Genomic DNA, 15,083 nt, shown 5'->3' on the forward strand with positions numbered 1-15,083 from the left:
TGTGGGTTTTTACTTATCTTTTGCATCTTCTATTCCTCCTTCGTTAACATGAGTTGCGTTAAAAAACCATTTAACCACCTCTTGAAATACTGTCGTATTCAGCGAATAATAGATGTTTTGTCCCTTTCGATTATCCGTCACCAACAAAGCTTGCTTCAAGGCATTGAGATGGTGAGAAATACTCGGCTTCGTCATATCAAATTGGCTTTTTTAAAACCAAAAGATATATACTTCTTAAAAAAAATGTTCACCAACACGCTTTCCCTTAAAACTGAAGACTGTTTTTTGTCATCTATTTAGGATTGGATGACGAACAACTTAATATGTAACTCTGCATCGTGGTATAGTTTGTCTCTGCTTCATCCTCATCAGTAAACCACTCTGTTCCCTGTTCTAGAGACTTACTATTATAGGTATGAATCAAACCACCCGCAAGAACCCCCTTGCCCCAAGCTACAAAATACTGAGCTGGGGAGTTAACGGGATTTACTCCGGAACCAAAGTAAATAGGGGTCCCGTTTATTTCCGTGCTTTCAAAGATATTGGCTTTAGTCATTCCACAAGGATTATCCATTACAGCTCTTCTCCCTCCGTACCATTTCTATCTAGAAAGCTATTGTTATAGGGCTGACTCTAAGTTATAACAATCCCGCTTGGAGTAACCCAAGTTGTTCCCGTATGTTAATACTTACCCGTATGTTAATACTTACATAAAGAAAACAAATAGTCTATAATAACTATGTAATATTAAGTCCAAAATTCGCAATGGAACAAGTCGGACTTGTCCTTGCATGTCCTAAAGGGGGAGATCGATGTATACTCAGGCTTATTCACCTGAACAATCTGCTTTTGGCAAACTTGAAAATGGTCGAGATGTGCTTATTCTCTATGTCAAAGAATTTGAGGGTCAAGTCAGGACTGTCAATCAGTCCGGTCTTTCTGGATATACTTATCATTGGTTTGCAACGGAACTTAAGGATGCATATGTCCTCCAAGTAACTTGGGAAAATGAAGTTCACATTGCTATTCGTTTCAACACTCAACACTTTGGCCTTATTGACCAATTACTTCAACCTAAGGATGTTATCCTTACAACGACCCCCCTATCCCTTCTCATGGAAAAGGCCCAGACAAACCAGTATAACTTTATTGAATTTAACGATGTGCTTACCTTTAGTAATTTATCGTTTGAAGTACCCAATTGCGAAAATTAGAGTTAATTGTAAGAATTTCTCATAGACGAATGAATTTGCTTGCAATTTCATTCGTCTATCGTATAATAATTAAAGAGTTGGCAACGAGGCCTACCTGATTTTCAGGTAGGCTATTTTTAATTTGAGGTGAATCTATATGGCAGACGAAAACCTAGTTATTGATACTTCCATCCTACTTAGCGAACTTAAAAATGCGAACCAAGAAATGGGTCAAGTCATCGAATCCATCCGACAAATAGCTCAGCACACAAACCTTCTATCTCTTAATTCAGCCATTGAAGCAGCCAGAGCTGGTGAAGCGGGTCGTGGCTTTAGCGTCGTAGCGGATGAAATCAAAAAACTCGCCACACGCAGCTTAGCTTCAACTAAAGAAAGTACAAAGATTATCGAAAATATTCAAAGCAAAGCCAACGAAGTAATGGCTGTGCGAATGGCCGATGTGGCCTATGATACGATCGATAAGATTGATCGGAACCTTTTTGAACGCAATTGTGATGCCCAAGCATGGGCTGGTTTTGATAAAGTTAAGAATTGCTTTTGCACATCCGCTTCAGATCGTTCTTCCATAGCTAATGCATTATTAAAGAAGCTTGTCGATATTTATGAAGTCTATCTTGACCTCTATGTTCTGGATCCTGCAGGAACAATCGTTGCGGCTGGTGTTCATTACGAACTCATGGGTCAGAACATGGCTGATAAAGATTGGTTTAAAGCTGCTAAGGCAGAAAACACAATATCGGTCAGTGACCTTTACTATTCAACGGTTGGTAAGTCTCATACCGTGGCCTATACCTGCCCAATCCGTAGTGATGAAGGGCAAATATTGGGGTATTTCTCTACTCGATTCAACTGGAACTATATCTATGACATTATCGATTCCGCTCGTATAGGGAAGAATGGAGATATATTCATTATTAACAACGCCGGATACGTCATTGCCTGCCGGAGCCGCAAAGGTATTCTTACTGATAATTTAAAGCACCTTAAGGCTGCTCAACTGGCGATTAATGGGGAAACCTACGGTTACCTTTTTGAAAAGGATACAATAGGCTCTAAAATTTACGGTTACGCCCATACTCGAGGCTACAACGCCTATCAAGGGAAAAATTGGTCTGCCCTCGTAAGCGAAGCCCTTTAAATTAGTACGGGAATTTGGCTGGCGCAAACCTTCCTTCGGCAAGGATAGCCTCCCTATAAATTCTAAGCTTAAGCGTTTGATTGCAGACGCCTTTTGACGCTAGGATAACGATCTAGGTCAGTATGGGGAAGAAATTTACTGCCACTGAACTTGTCCATGAAGGCGGAATTAGCATTTAGCTCGAAATAAGTCACCTTGCCTGCTATCGCTTCCGCTTCAAGTCGCTTACTGCGAGATAGAAGCACTTGGCGAGCAGCTTCGCCTGAACTATTGCCCAGGCGTACGATCGCCGAACGTGGAAGATCAGGGTAGAGACCTATTGTAACAGCTGACTCGATCGGTAAATACTGACCAAATGCCCCAGCTGCATAGAAATGGCTAATCTCTTGCCAAGCACAGCCGACGTTTTCCATCAATAGATCCGTAGCCGAGTTGACTGCCCCTTTAGTAGCCATGAAATTATTAATATCGACCTGCGAAACAACAATGTCTTCCCCGGAAGCCGCTTCATGGGCAGGGACTACAACAAACTCCTGAAGTCCGTTCTGAAAACGGGCATTTCGATTAATAAAACCGCTGAGGAAAAGCTCGGCAAGTGTGTCCACCAAGCCCGAGCCGCAAATACCTCGGGCAGGGAGATTACCAACGGTCGAATAGCTTATCCAACCCGTCTTTGGATCTATGGCAACATGGTCTACCGCTCCGGGTTCTGCTCGCATACCATAGGTTGTGACTCCGCCTTCTAGCGCTGGTCCTGCTGCACCCGCACAGGCGACTAGCCATTCTTCATTCCCTAACACGATTTCCCCATTCGTTCCGATATCAACAAAAAGGGAAATATCAGACTGTTGGTGCATACCACTAACTAAGATTCCCCCTATGACGTCTCCACCCAGATAACTCCCTATACTCGGTAAGCAATAAACTGGAGCCAAGGGGTGAATCTCAAGTCCTATTTCTTTTGCCGAAATAAAACCCGGATTGTTTACGATAGGAGTATAGGGAGCACGGCAAATCGAAGCAGGATCAAGCCCTAGCAAAAGATGAATCATCGTTGTATTCGCTCCAATAGCTGCAGCAGTAATCTTACCCGTTTCAATAGGCAGTGGATAAAGACTTTTAATCAAACGATTTAAGGTATTTAAAACTGCAGCTTGCAATCTTGCTAAGCCACCAAGTTCTCCAGAATGGCGAATGCGGGTCAAGATATCCTCACCCATGACTATTTGGTCATTATAATCAGCGGCATGCCTTAGAACTGTACCTTCACAGAGATCAATTAAGTACACAACCACGGTTGTAGTTCCTATGTCGATGGCCAACCCGAAATGTTCTCGGGTAGTATCGCCTGGTTCTATATCGATTACGGTCCAGCCTTGTCCGTTGTCCGCTAAAGTGGCTGTGAGCTGCCACTTGGCGCTTCGGCATATAACGGGAATCCTAGGCATAAGTGCCAGAGGTACATTAACACAGCCGTAGCTGCGCTCCAGCATCTGACGAACTTGGTCCACATCCGCTCGGTTATCCAGTGAACTTGGTGGGTTCAGAGACAAGTAAACTTTTCTAGTTAATGGCTTAAGGTTAATGAGAGGAGATTGAACTTGCTCCGCAAGGATTACGGGTTTTTGATGGTTTGACATAGCGTACCTTCTTTATCTTATTCTTCATTGTGATTCCCACTTCAATTAATCCAACTGAAACTCATGACAAACTTCAAAAAAGTCTTTCCGCCCTTGATAATAGCTTTTCTCTTTAAAAGTTAATCGATTATTTCGATCAATTAATAGGACCGTGGACGACCTCGTTCCATAATCAGTTCCTCCGATAAAGATTGAGGATAGTAGTTTCTCGAGCTCATAACTAATCCCTGTCATCGGCAGTTCGTGATCCTGAGCTTTTTTCTCATCTGCCAAGATTTCAAAAAGAGCTTGTGAATCGATCAAGGTATTATTGTCTATGTAATTTGCTAAAGCTTGTTTACTCTTTTGAACTTTAGGCCAAGGAGTATCTAGACGATGATTACTAAGACCATATATCCCGGGTTTAAGCTCCCTAACCTCCGACGTTTGTTTACAATAATAGACAAGACTTGATGAATCACCTACTAAGAGATTAAATGGATTATAGAGGTCTCGTTGCTCAATAACCCCTTGAAGATAATTGATTGGGTTTTCATCTATACATAAGAAGTTGCTGACTAACTTCCCCCTAGATTTAGCCTTCAGAATCTGTGAGGAAGGATCCCGAAAGTTTGTCAATGCCGCAAAACGGCCTGATCGCGTTATTCCCATCCAAGTTCCCAGCATCTCCAAATCTCTGCCCGCTAAAACCCAAGGGTGAGATTCCCAGAAATGAGCATATTCCGTCGGGCGATAAAAATACTCATCCCTATTTGCCGCTAGTATTAAGCGATAACGCGGGTGACAGTCATACGCAAAAATAATCAAGCACATATAGCTCCCCCCCTCAGTCTCCTATAAGTGGGCATAGTTCACTTACTCTTTTGCGGTAATACTCATAAGCCACATCAATCTGAAAACCCGTCTGTTGGTATAGCCCTAAAGCATTTATATTTTCGCTATTAACCACAATTGTAAGGTCCGTTCTTCCTCTTAGCAATAAATTATCGATCATGAGATGAAGTAGTTCTTTGCCATAACCTTTGCCCCGATATTCAGAGATTAGTCCCAAACCAAAAATTGATACGTCTTCACCCTCCAAATTTACCGAACCAATTCCAATAATCTCATGATTCAAAAGGGCCAGATACTGTTCTCGAGTTTCCGTTCCAAAACATTTCTCTAATAAACCTTTCGAATCTTCATAACTGTCATTGAAAATCTTCATGCTAGTTGAAATAGTCTTCTCAAGGTCCTTTAGTTCTGCTTTTCGATATTCCAAACGGTACGTATCCATAGATACATATCCAGCCTTATTGAATCTCATGAAATACTCTGTATGTTCATACTTAGCGTCAAGAGCTCTGAGGACCTTTCTACCTGAAATTGAGGTTTTTTCACTGACAAATAGAATGTCCGAAATATTAAATCTCCTTAATTCGTTAACCGCATTAGTTAATAACTTCTTAAAATATCCCTGCTTTCTAAATTTCGGCAAAGTATAAGCTGAAATCTCAGCCTCGTGCTTCGTAGGAATGAACATTGATATCATGCTTATTAACTCGCCTTTTTCATATATAAGAAAAAAACTTTTAATGGTTGGATCAACGTTCAAGGAGGACTCTAAAAAAATGGCTGCCTTTAAGATTATCATGGTCAATACAAACGCTTTCTAGGTTAAGGACCTCGTTAATAACTTTCTCACTTAGACTTTGATAAGCTTTTATCGTCATTATTTGCTATATGCCTCCAAAAAGTTACTCCACAATATATTATAAGGTTTTTTTCCAGCTTCGACCAGTGTGAACTTGATATAAGAAGCCTTACTTTAATCTCTCGTCTAAAGACGGAAAAGTCCCTGCTCCCTTATTTTAGGAACAAAGACTTTTCTTGCAGACGTTTAAATGGTTATTTAATTCCAACGAATATCTTCTCAATCAAAAAGAGTTAGACATAAATCCCTAATAACACCACAACTAAGGCCGCCGTTACTGCGGTTAGAAGTAACGCAAAAACGAACGCAATCCTAATGACCTTCGTTTCTTCTCCCAATTTGTCGATCGCTGCTGCTGCGTTTTGTAGCTTAGATGGAGAAATAACGCTGGCCAGGCCTCCTCCAAAGGCTAATCCCGCAGTTATAATCAGCATTCCAGGCAATCCCATATTCAGCAGATTTGCGGTCTTCATTGTATAATTGGAAAACATCGCTATCGTAGATGCTTCGCTCCCTGTTATAAACCCTCCTAATAAGCCTATCCAGGCAACCACTGAACCATAGGCATTGCTGAAAACCTGGGAAGAGAAATCTGCTAAAACCTGCACCATACTTGCTACAGCAAACTTTTTTGTAGCAATATCATAGCCAGACATATTCATGATCTCTCCAATACTAAAGAATATTGCCACTGCAAATACTGGCCTAGGGGCTCTCTTCCACCAAAGACTAAACGTGTCCTTCAGTTGAGAAAACGTCGGTTTAATAAAGATCATGGAAAGAAAGGTACTGACAAAAATCCACGTATATGCGTTCCATAACGCTCTCGTCAAAATCGGCTTGCCGTCAGCAGATAACCCGACAATTGGCAGAGTGACCTCTCTATAGAGAAAATTGAACATTTCAGTTGGAATATTGAGTGCTAGGATAAGAATAATAAGGATCCCCCATGGGGTTAACGCTTTCCAGAGAGGAAAGTGTTTTTCATAGACTAATTCCTCACCCGTTAGCCTACTTTTATCGATAACCTTTTTCCCCGTAGCCATAAGGTAAACTACCATAGCGATAATTACAGCAGTACCACACATAATACCGGTTAGAACGACTAATCTGTCCACTTTATTGGTGAAATAGGCTACAAAAGTTATGACTGCCCCCGTAAGCAGACAGGGAAGCCAACCATCTCTTATGCCCTTCCATCTGCCGGCAATCCATAACATGCAAAAACCGATCAACGTGGAGACAACCGGCAAGAACATGAAAAACACGCTACCTGCCTGAGACAAACTAATTTCATGACCCTTGCCAAGAAAGGAGTTGGAAATATCCACAAAAACGACAATTGGTGCGCCTAATAGTGCATAAGTGCAAAGTGCATCATACCCGATTGACGGGAGAGCAATTGATACGTAGGTTGAATAACCCAAGGCTAACATAATAGGCGGAAGCAATGAAACAGGGGTTGCGCCAACTGATACCATGAGGGTACCGAAGCCGATATTGATAAGCATAATCTGTACCGCCTTGTTCTCGCTGGCGATGGTTTTAATTAATATAATGACTCGTTTGAGGGCCCCGGTTTTTTCCATATACGCCATTTGTAATAACGACGAGGCTACGACTAGCGATACAGGGAACGACTTAATTCCTCCTGAAATGGTTGATTTAATAATAACTTCAAGACTGGTCTGAAAAAATAAGAAGGCGATCACTGAAACTACAACCCAACCAACAACCCCACTAATATCTGCTGCCTTTTTCCAGACCACGAGCATCCAAATGATTACAGCAATAGGAGTCAAGGTTAGTAAAAGAGCGCTTATTGACATTACAACTACAACCCCCGTTTCAAAGTATGAACTGATCACGAACTATAGTAGTGCAATTCATGAATTCACCAATTACCCTGCGGGCTGGTCACGATAATCAAAGACTCGTTTAGCTTTACCAGCACTTCGTTCCAAAGTACCCGGCTGAACGATCTTTAAACGAACATTGATAGAAAGAACACTGTGGAGCTTCTGGCGGATGTATGTGGAGAAGTCTTCCAGTCTAGAATAAGGTTCAAGCAAGTCTTCACGGTTAATTTCTACTAAGACTTCCAATTCATCGAGGAAGTTCCGTCTATAGACATTTATGGCATAGTGTGGACTGATCCCTTCGATAGTCATGAGGACGCTTTCAATTTGAGAAGGGAAAACATTGACCCCACGTATAATCAGCATGTCATCCGTGCGCCCGACGATTTTTCTCATTCGAGCGGTAGTCCGGCCACACTGACAGGGTTCTTGATTGATACGTGAAATATCCTTAGTTCGAAAACGAATCACTGGAAAAGCTTCCTTAGTTAAGGAAGTGAAGACTAACTCCCCTTCTTGACCGGGTTCAAGAACTTCCCCTGTTTCGGGGTCAATCGTCTCAACAATAAAATGGTCCTCGGCAATATGATGACCGCATTGGTAGGTACATTCCCCAGCTACACCCGGCCCCATGACTTCACTCAGGCCATAGTTATCTGTGGCAAGAATGTGCAGTCTTGATTCGATTTCTTTACGCATTTCCTCTGTCCATGGTTCACCACCGAACAACCCGATCTTCAATTTCAAAGAGGAGATATCAATCCCCATCTTCTCCGCAACTTCAGCAATATACAAGGAATAACTGGGCGTTGAAATAAGCACAGTCGTGCCGAAATCCTGCATTAACATAAGTTGTCGTTCCGTATTTCCTCCTGAAACGGGAACTACGAGAGCGCCTGCGCGTTCTAATCCATAATGCAAGCCAAATCCTCCGGTAAAAAGACCATAGTTAAACGCAATCTGAGCAACGTCGTCCGAGGTGACCCCAGCCAAGGTAACCATTCGAGCAGTGAGGTCAGTCCAGGTATTTAGATCATTGGCTGTATAGCCAACAACCACAGGTCGACCCGTGGTACCTGAGGAAGCATGGACTCGAACTATTTCTCTCTGAGGGACAGCAAATAGCCCAAAAGGGTAGTTGTTTCTTAAATCTTCTTTTGTCGTAAAGGGTAAATGTCTGAGGTCATCTAAGGATTTAATGCTCTCAGGGGTAATCCCCGACTTCCCAAATTTATCCTTATAATGAGGCACATTGTTGTACACTCTATTAACAGTCCACTTCAAACGTTCTAGTTGTATTTCTTCTAAATGATTGCGGCTCATACATTCTTGCTCGATATTCCAGATCACGCTAAACCAAACCTTTCTCAAAAGAAATTTGCGGTAACTATAAAAACAAAAAATAGCTACCACAAAAGGATAGCTACATTAGCTCAATCGCTAAATGCTTCATATTCTACCATCCTCCCATTTAGTCAATAGGGTCACAAAATTCAAGAAATCCATACTACTCATTCTACCTTACCTACAAACCTGTGAAACAACTCACAGGCAACTCTACAAATCTATTCTAACCAACAATTGTTAATTTGTCTAGGTTTTTTTCCCTGTCTTTTTTTCTTGTCAACACACGGCTATTATACCAAATAGGTATCTAAAGATTGATAGACTTCCAACACCTCGTTTGCCGAGAGATCGTTCCCGATAATCCCTGCACTAGTTCCAAAGATATATCCTCCGTTCTTGGAGGTTACTGCTAATAATTCTTGCGCTTTTTCCTTACGGGTTTCCTCTTTGAACCACCCTAGCGCATAGCCTCCCATTAAACAAAGTCTTTTATCCGTCATGGTTTTGGCCTTAGCTATATCGGCAAGCGAAGAAAAGTCTAGGGAATGCAAACCATCAACACCCGAATTAACAAGCTCACTTAATACTGGGAGCAAATTCCCATCGGCATGGAAGAAAACCGGAGACTTTTGTGCCCTTAACTCCTTTACTTGGTCCGTAAGGCCAGGAAAAAAGTCTTTACGTAAAGCTGCCGGGGAAATAAATGTACCACCATTATAAGCGATATCATCTGCAATGATGATTCCATTTGCCCCGCAATCTAAGGCATTTAACCCCAGTGTCACGTTCTCGGCAACTACCTTAGCAACTAGGTCAGGAATTACTGGGTCCCGTTTAGCAATTGCAATCAGATAATCTGTAAACGAAGAGAATAACTTAGCCACCCCCTGAAAAGGCCCGTCGAGGATCACAAAAATAAAGAAATCCGTCTCTTCTCGCCAGCGTTTGAACTCTTCCCAAACCTGAGCTTTGTCCGGCTGAGAGTGAGACGGGGAAAAAGCTAATGCATCCAGCCCACAAAGTTCACAGGCTTTCACTCTGTCTTCAAACGCTACGTTTTCCTTGAGCCCTAATAACTTCGTTATAAATCCATCTTCAAGATAAAATTCCCCTTTGGGTATTCGATCCACCCACTCAAAACGTATAGCCGCCAGTATTCTCTCGATTTTTGTCATGTAACATACTTCCTTATATTCCGTTCCGATCTGCTTATCAATAAAGTGCCTCTAAATCTACCTTTGGCACTAGCCCTTCTTTCGAAGCCCTATTTAACAAGGTTGATACCGCCTTATACCCAGTTTCGCCCATATTCTCGGTGAATTCGTTGACATAAAGCTTTATGTGCGCTTGGGTTACTTCAGTGGACAATTCTTGGCTATGTTGTAGCACATACTCCCTCGGTTCCTCAGGATGTGCCCAAGCGTATTTGACCGATGCCTGAATCCAGCCTGTGATGGCCGATAGATCCAGCGACCGTCGAGCGATAATTGCGCCCAACGGGATCGGCAGGTTCGTATCTTTCTCCCACCAATTTCCTAAGTCAGCCAAGAGGGTTAGCCCAAATGAAGGATAAGTGAAACGTGCCTCATGAATCACAAGCCCAGCATCAATTAAACCGTCACGCACCGCCGGCATAATCTCGTGGAACGGAAGAACAACTATCTCTCCCACTCCCCCAGGCACATGTTGAGCAGCCCATAACCGAAAAAGCAAGTATGCGGTAGATCGTTCACTGGGAACAGCCACCCGTTTATTCGCTAACTTTGCTAAATCATGATTGATACCTGTTCTATCTGACGTTAGCAGCAGCGGACCGCAGCCTTTACCCAAGGCACCCCACATGGCAACAGGGCATACTCAGACAAAACCCACGGTAGTGCCGCGTATGAGATCTTGACTACATCGGGTCCCTCGGAGCCAGCTGCCAAACTATTTGTGATATCGATGTCCGCATAAGTTACCTCAAGCTTAGGTGCACCGTGTATCAATCCGTGTACCCAGGCGTAAAAAACAAACGTATCGTTTGGACAAGGAGAAAATGCAATTTTCATAGTAAAACCTCCGTCAATACTGCGCTCGCAGCTTCCAATGCGTCAAGAGCTTCTTTGATTTGCCATGCGGACCGATCACGCGGACCTACTACGTTTGAGATCGCGCGAATCTCTAGAACTGGCAAGCCTCGATCATTGGCCGCACATCCGACGCCATATCCTTCCATCGCCTCAGCAGTGGCTCCTGGTACTCTAGAAGCCAGTTCAGCAGCACTCGCGGCTGTTCCCGTTACCGTTGATACAGTGAGCACTGGACCAGTAGTAACGGGTAGCTTAGCTTCTTGCAGTGCTTGACTTACTCGGGCCACTAGGTTCGCATCAATTTGAACACGAGTAAAGCCGAATCCCAACTCATCTAAACTGCAAAAGCCCTTCGAGGTCTCAGCCCCTAAGTCGGCGGCGACGATCTCAGTCGCCACCACGAGCGAACCCACTTCAGCTTTACCAGAAAAGCCTCCCCCGATACCCGCACAAATTACCAAACTGTATTCGTCACTTGATAACGCCTTAACGGTATTAACTGCTGCAACTACCGAACCGACTCCTGCCGCTAAAACATCAAATCTTGTATCATCCAGTAGCCCACGTAACATCGCATCCCTTTCGGCCGAAACAGCCGTTATAACAAGAACACGATTTTTAGATCGTAGTTCGTGAGGAAATAAACGTTGAGATTTTTCTACTGTCTGTTCAAAATCCAAGATCTCACTTCCTCCACGCTTGAACTTTCAAAGCACTATTCCCAAGAGTGATAAACACATCAACGCAAAACTTCACGACTCAAGCTTCTGAATTTTGACTACAAAGGAAGTTCTCTACACCCTCAAAACCAATTCGATCCACCATTTTGGCGAATCTCTCCCCTTTAAGGCCGTTATCGCGATAATAAGTAATTACCTTTTCGATCATATTTAGGGCATCTTTAATTGAATAAAGACTCGGTAATTCTCTTCCTATGACGTGATCTTTGCCAAACATTCCTCCAAGGCTAATAGCGACTTGATTTCGAGTTCTGCCCTGCAAGCCAATGCATCCAATTTGGGGCTTAGAACAACTATTGCTACACCCGCTCACAATTATTCTTAATTTATTAGGTAGCATTACTTTATAATACCCATTATAAAATCGTTCGTCGATCACTTGGGCTAGGGCATCCGTGTCCAGCAGCCCCCTTTTACAAACCGTCCCTTTACAAGTAAGCGCCGGCCTAACCCGAGGCCCTGTGCCTCCAATAGAAAGACCCACTTCTTTAAGTTCCCTAGTAACATTATCCAAATCCTGATAGGGTATCCAAGGAATTTCAACGTTTAGCCTTTGTGTTAAGCTAAAATAGCCTTTGCCGTATTTCTCACTTACCTCAGAGATTTTTTGCGTTGCTTGGGTCGTCATTTTACCCGCCGGGACTAAAACTCTACAGGCAAAATGGGCCCCATCTTCTGAAGCAATATATCCCTGACCTAAAAGAGACTTTTTCTGATCATCTGTCAATTCCATCTCTCAAAAACTCTCCTCCACGTTATCTCCTAATGTTTATCAGTATTCTCAATGAAAATTGTTCACTTTGGAGTCTCAAACTCCTTTTTCACTGGTCAAGAAAGCTTAGTCCAGCCTTTGAACCGTTACCTAACAGAAGTTTTTCTAAAGCTTCATAGCTCTGAGCTCCATAGGCTGTACGACCGTCCACGATATAGTAAGGAACCCCTTGGATCCCTAAGCGTTGTGATTCTGAAATATCCTCAAGAACTGCCTGTTCATAGCGTTTGGAGACGATTGCTTGCTTGAATTCTTCCTGATCAAGTCCGATCTGTCCCGCTATCTCGGTCAGAGTGGTTAAATCATTAATGTTTTTTTGCTCTTGAAATTGAGCTGCAAAAACCGCATTATGATACGCATCACCATACCCGTGGTCTTCTGCATATTTAGCCCCTTCTAAGGCCATTCTAGAATGTTTGCTCTTCTCATTGAAAGTCATTTGTAGACCATACTTTCGGCCTAATGCTTCCACACTTAATTTTGCTTGAGCCAAATAGTTCGCTGGCTTCTCTGGGACTTCAAGACCCTCGGGTCTTAACTCAAAGGATTTCCATTCAATTATTATATTTTTGTCCTTGGCCAACTGGTCAAGTGGGACTTTCCCTATCATGCAAAAGGGTCATAAAAAATCTGAAAAGACCGTTATCTTACGAGCCATAAACTTACCTCCCTTATCGACAGAGCCGAATTGCTTTAGATTAATTCATCATAATAGGGTAATTGTTCGCCACTGATCGTGGCTATTCTATATAAATAATCATTACCCATCCGCTCACGTTTATCTTCTTTAAAACCCTTACTTTTTAAAAGATTAAGAGTACTATGATTTGCAGCATACCCCGATAAATACTTAGCCCCTTGTTCTTTGGCAAATGCTCTTAAATTGGTCAGTATTGTATCCATCAAAGCATCACTTAACAAGTCGAAATCTTCATTTTTGACCAACACAATATCATTGATGAAAACCTCTTGTTTGTTAAGCTTCGATATATGGAGACTAATAATTTTTTCTTCATATCCTAATGTGTCAACCCACATGATCTGTGGTATTTGGATCCCTAATAAACTGGCTAGCTCAGGACTATCCCGATAAGTAGTATAGTATTCCTGTAATAATTGAACCAGGGATAGATTATGCGCTCTTGCCTGTACAGAAATGTTATATTGACTGGGATAGTTTATTCTTATTACATCATCACGAAATACTTTCATACCTGGGTTTTGACCGATTTCTAACTTCAAATTTTCAATTGGGAAAATCCGATTAATTTGTTGCTCTGATGGATTCCATTCTTCTGCATAAATTCGTTGTGCCTTAACAACCATTCCCTTGCCCACACCTTTCCAAGATCTGTATTCATTGTCCTATAATCATATCGTATTTTTATATTAATCGCCAATTACCTACCTTTTTTTGCTTGTTTGCGGAATCGGGCTACCCATGAAAAGATTACCACTTAATCCCCCTTTTAGGGTATTGATAAACACATAGATCCAAAGTAGCACGAGTAGTATCGTCAAAATAACACTTACCCAATAAGTAATTGGCGTCAAGAAAATTGTCGTTATTTTTTGGCTCGCTATGGTATAGGCTGCCAAGGGGAAGATAAACGCCCACCATCCTAAATTAAAAGGAATTCCTCCTCGTTGCATATGATAAAAAGCAATGATCCCTATGATTCCGATAACCCAAAACCCAAAACCCCATATAATCGCTGCTCCTAGGTAAGCAAAATCGACGGTGCCTACTACTCCGAGAGTTTGAGCACTCCTTGCAGTATCGATAATGGCAATCACAGCTAGTCCTACTGCACTTAACAGGATTCCAAAAGAAGGGGTCAATTCGACGGGAGGTAGAGGATGGTGCACCAGGCGAACAAAAATTACAGAGCTAATAAAGAGAAACAAAAAAAGGCCTATGCCGAACATGATGATATTCACAATTAAAATGGACATGCCCCAAGTCGGCTCAAAATTAATACTCAGGCTTAAAACGAGATTTCCTAACAACAAGGTAGCCATATTAGCGATCGGGGCCATAATCCAAGAAAAATTGGTAGTTTCCGGCTGGGGTGCCGCTTCTACCTGCATAAGCCTGAAAGTTGAGTAGAAGGAAAAAAAGATTACTCCCACAATCCCTATCACCCAAGCAAGGGTTGCCAGTCGAAACGTTAGCCAACTACCTAAATAGTCGCCCCAAATAGTCACGATATTCGTACCCATGATGATGGTCGCTACAGGCATTGTCACAAAGAAATTACTAGTAACTGGATGATGCAAGTCCCTGAGAGAATATTCATAAAACGATATCCAGCGAATAATCCAAGGGACTAGAATCAAAAAATATAATAAACCAGCCAAACTAGCAAACAGTAAACTCAAAAGATAGGCTGAAGAAAAAACAGTTTGCCATCGATTTAAGATATTGGCTAAACCGCCTGTACCCATAATCACTGCGAACCATCCCGGTGCCAAATATTTTATGGTATGACGCTCATACATGCAGTCAAAATTCCTTTCTCTTATCCATTTCCTCTTCTGGAAATCATTTCGATTTCGACTTGGGCCGATAGCGGTAATGATCTATAAAATTACCCCTCTATGCACA

At 42.3% G+C, this 15,083-nt stretch carries 14 protein-coding genes and 2 pseudogenes; 2 read left to right on the top strand and 14 right to left on the bottom strand.

What is annotated here, in order from left to right; translation table 11 throughout:
* Positions 1-9 precede the first annotated feature (9 nt).
* Both UF75_RS00080 and UF75_RS00085 read right to left on the bottom strand, forming a co-directional pair.
* Positions 10-201: pseudogene (locus UF75_RS00080) on the bottom strand (ArsR family transcriptional regulator); the annotation flags it as partial.
* A gap of 91 nt (positions 202-292) precedes the next feature.
* The gene (locus UF75_RS00085; RefSeq protein ID WP_045572563.1) at positions 293-574 is read right to left on the bottom strand and encodes a hypothetical protein; all 282 of its coding nucleotides are present in this window, start codon (positions 572-574) and stop codon (positions 293-295) included.
* A gap of 238 nt (positions 575-812) precedes the next feature.
* Here UF75_RS00085 and UF75_RS00090 point away from each other — a divergent pair, with 238 nt between their 5' ends.
* Both UF75_RS00090 and UF75_RS00095 read left to right on the top strand, forming a co-directional pair.
* Positions 813-1,214, top strand: a complete 402-nt coding sequence (locus UF75_RS00090; RefSeq protein WP_045572564.1) for a hypothetical protein — start codon at positions 813-815, stop codon at positions 1,212-1,214.
* Positions 1,215-1,350: 136 nt separating this feature from the next.
* Positions 1,351-2,352, top strand: coding sequence for a methyl-accepting chemotaxis protein (locus UF75_RS00095; RefSeq protein WP_045572565.1), 1,002 nt, complete (start codon positions 1,351-1,353; stop codon positions 2,350-2,352).
* A gap of 68 nt (positions 2,353-2,420) precedes the next feature.
* Here the strand turns inward: UF75_RS00095 and UF75_RS00100 are convergent, their stop codons facing one another.
* The 12 genes and pseudogenes from UF75_RS00100 to UF75_RS00155 form a co-directional block, all read right to left on the bottom strand.
* Complete coding sequence (locus UF75_RS00100) at positions 2,421-3,992, bottom strand: ASKHA domain-containing protein (RefSeq protein WP_045572566.1); 1,572 nt, start codon at positions 3,990-3,992, stop codon at positions 2,421-2,423.
* 45 nt (positions 3,993-4,037) lie between these two features.
* On the bottom strand, positions 4,038-4,805 hold the full coding sequence (locus UF75_RS00105; RefSeq protein WP_045572567.1) for an NRDE family protein: 768 nt from the start codon (positions 4,803-4,805) through the stop codon (positions 4,038-4,040).
* A gap of 13 nt (positions 4,806-4,818) precedes the next feature.
* Positions 4,819-5,514, bottom strand: a complete 696-nt coding sequence (locus tag UF75_RS00110; protein ID WP_242860045.1) for a GNAT family N-acetyltransferase — start codon at positions 5,512-5,514, stop codon at positions 4,819-4,821.
* Between the two features lie 404 nt (positions 5,515-5,918).
* On the bottom strand, positions 5,919-7,514 hold the full coding sequence (locus UF75_RS00115; RefSeq protein ID WP_045572568.1) for an L-lactate permease: 1,596 nt from the start codon (positions 7,512-7,514) through the stop codon (positions 5,919-5,921).
* A 72-nt stretch (positions 7,515-7,586) separates the two neighbouring features.
* Positions 7,587-8,894, bottom strand: a complete 1,308-nt coding sequence (locus UF75_RS00120; protein ID WP_156146148.1) for a phenylacetate--CoA ligase — start codon at positions 8,892-8,894, stop codon at positions 7,587-7,589.
* Positions 8,895-9,181: 287 nt separating this feature from the next.
* Positions 9,182-10,066 (bottom strand): uroporphyrinogen decarboxylase family protein, encoded by an 885-nt coding sequence (locus tag UF75_RS00125; RefSeq protein WP_045572569.1) that lies wholly within the window; start codon positions 10,064-10,066, stop codon positions 9,182-9,184.
* 37 nt (positions 10,067-10,103) lie between these two features.
* Positions 10,104-10,942, bottom strand: a pseudogene (locus UF75_RS00130) (1,4-dihydroxy-6-naphthoate synthase).
* The gene (locus UF75_RS00135) at positions 10,939-11,643 is read right to left on the bottom strand and encodes a futalosine hydrolase (RefSeq protein WP_045572570.1); all 705 of its coding nucleotides are present in this window, start codon (positions 11,641-11,643) and stop codon (positions 10,939-10,941) included. The pseudogene UF75_RS00130 and the gene UF75_RS00135 overlap by 4 nt, the downstream one beginning before the upstream one ends.
* 79 nt (positions 11,644-11,722) lie before the next feature.
* A complete protein-coding gene (locus UF75_RS00140; RefSeq protein ID WP_045572571.1) occupies positions 11,723-12,436 on the bottom strand; it encodes a sulfite reductase subunit beta in 714 nt (237 codons plus the stop codon).
* An 88-nt stretch (positions 12,437-12,524) separates the two neighbouring features.
* Positions 12,525-13,133 (bottom strand): DsbA family oxidoreductase, encoded by a 609-nt coding sequence (locus tag UF75_RS00145; protein WP_082074944.1) that lies wholly within the window; start codon positions 13,131-13,133, stop codon positions 12,525-12,527.
* A 35-nt stretch (positions 13,134-13,168) separates the two neighbouring features.
* Positions 13,169-13,801 (bottom strand): hypothetical protein, encoded by a 633-nt coding sequence (locus UF75_RS00150; protein ID WP_045572573.1) that lies wholly within the window; start codon positions 13,799-13,801, stop codon positions 13,169-13,171.
* 78 nt (positions 13,802-13,879) lie between these two features.
* Positions 13,880-14,977, bottom strand: a complete 1,098-nt coding sequence (locus tag UF75_RS00155) for a C4-dicarboxylate ABC transporter (protein WP_045572574.1) — start codon at positions 14,975-14,977, stop codon at positions 13,880-13,882.
* Between the last annotated feature and the right edge of the window lie 106 nt (positions 14,978-15,083).

This window comes from Desulfosporosinus sp. I2 (genome assembly GCF_000960765.1).
Taxonomy (GTDB): Bacteria; Bacillota; Desulfitobacteriia; order Desulfitobacteriales; family Desulfitobacteriaceae; genus Desulfosporosinus.

What these genes read in the sequence shown, in the direction of transcription:
- UF75_RS00085 (WP_045572563.1), bottom strand. Translation starts at nt 574, where the DNA reads ATGGATAATCCTTGTGGAATGACTAAAGCCAATATCTTTGAAAGCACG.
- UF75_RS00090 (WP_045572564.1), top strand. Translation starts at nt 813, where the DNA reads ATGTATACTCAGGCTTATTCACCTGAACAATCTGCTTTTGGCAAACTT.
- UF75_RS00095 (WP_045572565.1), top strand. Translation starts at nt 1,351, where the DNA reads ATGGCAGACGAAAACCTAGTTATTGATACTTCCATCCTACTTAGCGAA.
- UF75_RS00100 (WP_045572566.1), bottom strand. Translation starts at nt 3,992, where the DNA reads ATGTCAAACCATCAAAAACCCGTAATCCTTGCGGAGCAAGTTCAATCT.
- UF75_RS00105 (WP_045572567.1), bottom strand. Translation starts at nt 4,805, where the DNA reads ATGTGCTTGATTATTTTTGCGTATGACTGTCACCCGCGTTATCGCTTA.
- UF75_RS00110 (WP_242860045.1), bottom strand. Translation starts at nt 5,514, where the DNA reads ATGTTCATTCCTACGAAGCACGAGGCTGAGATTTCAGCTTATACTTTG.
- UF75_RS00115 (WP_045572568.1), bottom strand. Translation starts at nt 7,514, where the DNA reads ATGTCAATAAGCGCTCTTTTACTAACCTTGACTCCTATTGCTGTAATC.
- UF75_RS00125 (WP_045572569.1), bottom strand. Translation starts at nt 10,066, where the DNA reads ATGACAAAAATCGAGAGAATACTGGCGGCTATACGTTTTGAGTGGGTG.
- UF75_RS00140 (WP_045572571.1), bottom strand. Translation starts at nt 12,436, where the DNA reads ATGGAATTGACAGATGATCAGAAAAAGTCTCTTTTAGGTCAGGGATAT.
- UF75_RS00150 (WP_045572573.1), bottom strand. Translation starts at nt 13,801, where the DNA reads ATGGTTGTTAAGGCACAACGAATTTATGCAGAAGAATGGAATCCATCA.
- UF75_RS00155 (WP_045572574.1), bottom strand. Translation starts at nt 14,977, where the DNA reads ATGTATGAGCGTCATACCATAAAATATTTGGCACCGGGATGGTTCGCA.